A 2,969-nucleotide genomic window follows, 5' to 3' on the forward strand; every position below is an offset into this window, starting at 1 on the left:
AAAGTCGAAATATTCCACGTATCGTTGTAACCGTCGCCGTTTGGTGTGAAGAATTTCGGATAATCGATTACAGTAATCGATGTAAATGCTTCGCCACAAGCGCGTAAGTCACGTGCGTAAATGGTGTGATTACCTGTATTGTCTTGACTTAAGACCGTGCGAACTCCTGTAAAGACATTGCTCGTTTGCCACGGACCGTCGTCGAGACGATATTCGTATTCGCCCGGTGGATTTACCGTAACAGTCACTGTAGCGTTTTCTGCAAAAAACAGTGTTTCAACCGAAGCGGTTACACTTGTTGGTGGCGCCGATGCCGTAATGCTCGCCGTTGCCGAACGCGTACATCCTGTAGCGACATCGGTTACATCAACGCGATACAAACCAACAGCCTCGGCATCGATCGACGCTAAGTTGCTGAATTGCGGTTGTTGTACATCGTCGATAAACCACTCGAAATCGTAAGTTCCGTCGTTGGGTAAACCCGTATCCAAAGTGTAAGTGCTCGTATTAGTAGGATCGTTATTAAAGATACAGATGTAACCGTCTTGATCTAATTTAGGTTGCGGAATGTTGGTTACCGAAACCGTAGCTTGTGTATTCGGAGCCGCTGATAAATCTACCAAACAAGCAGGCAAATCATTGCGCTTAACTGTTAGCAATTGGTACACCTGCGTTTCTTCGATGATTCCTGTGGCAACAACCGCCGTACCTGAACCGCTCAGTGTAACACTTTGTGGAGCGCCGCCATTGATGCTGTAGGTAACTACCGCAAAGGGCGTTCCTGTGATAATCACATCGGCCGAATTACCCGCACAAATACTTGGCTCTAATCCGTTGGCGATACTCGCTTGTGGAAGTGCCACCACAGCCAAACGGGCTACGTTGCTTGTTACAGGCGGACACGATGCGCTAGAGACTACAACCGTATAATTAGCTATATCGTCGAAATCAACCGCGCTTAGTGTTAGCGTCGTATTGGTCTCGCCCGATATATCTACATTATTTTTCTTCCATTGGTACGTCAAACCGATTCCCGTTGCCTGCACGAGGAAGGTGACGTTTTCACCGAAACAAGCCGTTACACTTGAAGGCTGGGTCGTGATTGCCGTCGCTGGATTAACAACTACAACTGCTGCCAAAGACTCATCGGCTGGACAAACTCCTGCATTGCTAACCTCAACGGTATAATTTCCTGCTTGCGCTTGAGTAATTCCCGAGATTGTTAACGTAGAATTCGTTTCGCCCAGCAAGTTCACTCCGTTGCGTTTCCATTGATATTGCAATGCAGAACCCGTGGCAGTAACGCTCAAGTTAAGTGTTTCGCCTTCGCAGAGTGTCTCACCTACTGGATCGGTAACCACTTGTGGCGCTTCTAAAACAACAACGGATGTAGAAACTGACTGAACTGCTGGTGGACATGCGCCGCTAACTACAACAAAATAGTCGCCAGAATTAGCTGTGGTAAGTCCGGCTAAATTCAATGTAGCCGTTTGTGCCGAAGGATCTGAAATCGGATTCGCTAAAGAGTTGAAATACCACTGATAGGTTAGATTCGTTCCCGTAGCAACAACATTTAATGTAAGTGGCTCGCCCTCGCAATAATCGGTATCTGCCTGAGGCTGAGTGGTGATTTGTGGTAGGGTATTCACAACAATGTTTGCTGCTGCCGAAAGATCATCCGGACAATTACCACCATTGCCTACCGATACTGTATATGCACCCGCCTGCGCAGTAGTTATGTTCGGGATGCTTAAAGTAGCTAACGTCGCACCTGGAATATCATTCCCGTTGAACTTCCACTGATATTGTAACGAGGAACCCGTAGCAACTACGCTTAAATTTAGCGTATCACCCTCACAAATCGTTTGGCTTATCGGATCGGTAACCACTTGAGCAGCGTCCAATACAACTACTGTTGTCGGAACTGATTGCACCGATGGCGTACATGCTCCGCTAACTACCACAAAATAATCTCCAGCGTCTGCTGCTGTTACTCCCGTTAAAGTGTAGGTGCTGTTTAGATTTGAAAGACTCGATATGGGATTTGACAAAGAATCCAAAAACCATTGGTATTGCAAATTAGTGCCTGTAGCACCCACGCTTAAGGTAAGTGTTTCACCAGTACAATAGACCGTCGCTGCCTGAGGTTGGGTCGTGATTTGGGGCAAACTATTTACTGTAAGCGTTACATCCGTAGAAAATTGAGGTAGGTTACAATTATTGTTCACCTCCACGCGATAGGTACCTGCGTCTGAAAGCTGTGCGTTGGTAATCGTTAAGGTTTGGGTCTGACTGCCACTAACAGTAGCTGAATCTGAGATTGGTGTAGTCCCTTTAAACCAACGATAGGTAAGTCCAGGACCTGTGGCATTAACCGTCCAAACCTGAGTATCACCTTCGCATATAGTATTCGAACTGATAAACGGTGCAACTATAACAATCGGCTGATCAACAGACAACGCAGCTAAAGCCGAATCGATACTGCCACAACTGTTGCTCACACGCACGAAATAGTCGCCCGCATTGGCTGGCGTTGGATTGGAAATTGTTAAAGTCGTTGTATCTACTCCCGAAAACTGTCCGCCATTACTCAACGGGTTGCCGTTATAGAACCATTGGTGTGTAACAGAATCGCCCGTTGAAGCTACCGTAAAGGTGGTGGAGGTAATTCCCGGACACAAACTCTGACCAACAGGTTGTGTGGTGATTGTTGCTGGCGCAATAACGTTTACCGTTACTGGTGCCGGAAATGTAGTACCGGCACAAGAAGGCGTATCGCCGCTAGCAATACCGATTATAGAATAAGTAGTTGAAGTACTAATACCTGAGGTGATACTCACTATCGCATTACCTGCTGCATCCAAAAGTACAGGAGTTGAAGAAGTACCATCCGAAAGTGTAACCGTAGCGTTGGCAGTACCCGAAATTAGTAAGTTAAACGGATCGCCTGCACAAACATTGTTATTGCT

At 46.6% G+C, this 2,969-nt stretch carries 1 protein-coding gene; it reads right to left on the bottom strand.

Annotated elements, in window-relative coordinates; genetic code table 11:
- On the bottom strand, nt 1-2,969 hold a 2,969-nt coding region (locus Q0064_RS12825), incomplete at both ends, for an immunoglobulin domain-containing protein (protein ID WP_298148616.1).

Source organism: Flavobacterium sp. (genome assembly GCF_027490375.1).
Lineage (GTDB): Bacteria > Bacteroidota > Bacteroidia > Flavobacteriales > Flavobacteriaceae > Flavobacterium.